Origin of the sequence: Providencia sp. Je.9.19, from assembly GCF_051129765.1 — a bacterium.
Taxonomy (GTDB): Bacteria; Pseudomonadota; Gammaproteobacteria; order Enterobacterales; family Enterobacteriaceae; genus Providencia.
In genome coordinates, this window is sequence record NZ_JBCPSS010000021.1 from 1 (window position 1) to 1601 (window position 1601).

Annotated in this window: 1 protein-coding gene and 1 pseudogene; both read right to left on the reverse strand. The window is 48.5% G+C overall.

The window, feature by feature from the left end; translation table 11 throughout:
- A pseudogene (locus AAZR93_RS21520) lies at positions 1-834 on the reverse strand (hypothetical protein); the annotation flags it as partial.
- A gap of 40 nt (positions 835-874) precedes the next feature.
- Positions 875-1396: a fimbrial protein gene (locus AAZR93_RS21525; RefSeq protein WP_434721035.1), complete on the reverse strand. Its 522-nt coding sequence runs from the start codon at positions 1394-1396 to the stop codon at positions 875-877.
- Between the last annotated feature and the right edge of the window lie 205 nt (positions 1397-1601).

The following is a 1601-nucleotide window of genomic DNA, read 5'->3' on the forward strand; positions in this document are numbered from 1 at the left end:
ATTTCCCGCACTGGCATTGGTACTGGTCAGCACCGATTTTAATAAATACGCCGCGCCATTGGGGGTTAACGATAAATCCGACTGAATACGGTCATTATCAAATTTAATCGTTTCATCTACAATGCTGAAAACTGGAGAGGCTCCACAATCCACAGTTACATCCAAAGACCGCTCTGAAGTTGAGCTTGGAGCTTGAACACCGTGATCTAAAATACCTCCGTTAGCGATTGCTATATTACAGTCTACCGATGGTGCAAGTGCTTTACCACAATAGGTATTTCCTGAATTTGCCACCATTTCAGAACTTAATGCTCCATAAGGAGTATCTAAATTGCCAAAATACGCCTCATTTGTGCCATTTGGTACTTTTCCTAAGATAACACACTCAGCTCCTGGCCCCGCGCCCCTATGCCAACCAAAAGTTCCGGAATTTGCAATACAATAGCTAGGGGCTTGTATGATAAAATTATCTGGTGCTGTAGTTCTACAAGGACCTACCATACCAGGAGAATGACTATTTATGCCGCTGCCGGTTGAAACATCGAAATGGCACTGCCTAAACTCTCCCGAGACTCTACCCTTCTCGCAGTGAACACCAACCAAAGAAAGAATCTGCGTCATTCGAAATGATTTTGTATTATCTGGAATGTCTCGCCAGATAGTTTGAGTGTTTTTATAATAAACAAGGGCAGAACAAGGGCCATCTCCAACACCTGGAACGGTTTCGCATAACTCTATTTCAGCCGAATAATACGGCCACGGGGCGGCCTGCGCTGCGAAACTTCCCCCCCACCCTATCACTATCAATAACAACAATAAAAATCGCTTCAACATTGTTTATTTCCTTTTCTAACCGCCCACCCTGAATGAGCCCTTACTGATATTGCACCGTCATTGTCGACGATGCCTGAAACTCTCCAGGATCTAACGTGCTCCCCGCCCGCTTCACTGGCACTGCATATAAATTCGGCGTAGCGTTAGTATCGGTGTAAGTAAAATTCAGCCACGTATTGACCCCTAAGGCCGCCATCTCATGCTGTAATTGGATCCCAAAGTCCGCAACCCCCGGCACCGCCAATACCGTCGTCGTCCCCCCCAAATTGATTCCTTGCCCCTCAATTTGCAGCTTCAGGGTGTTTTTTATCAATTGATCCGCCGGGCACACCAACTGGTACTCTATCGGTTTTCGGTAATTGACCCCGTCCACGCGGGTCGTCAACACATCACCAAAATCCACTTCGATGGGATTATTATTATTAATGATGCACGGCGGCGGGGCGATTATCGTCACTTTCACCGTCACCTGCGCAATGTTGCCCGCCGCCCACACCGGCAACAGTGCCAACACCCCCATCATCGAGGCCCAACGGGCACGTTTCTGTCCGGAGTTGCTCATGTCGCGCTCCTCGTGTTCCTGTTTTTGTCTGTCTGCATGGGGCCTCACGGGTAATCCAACGTAAAGGTGGCCGTTTCGCTGAATGCCCCACGCACTATCGTCTGAGTGGCTATCGCCTCCGGCTCACCCTGCACATACGCCTTAAATTCCAATTGCGAATTCGGTGAGGACAACGCCAACGCATCCGTCGCTTCGTTAAACTTCA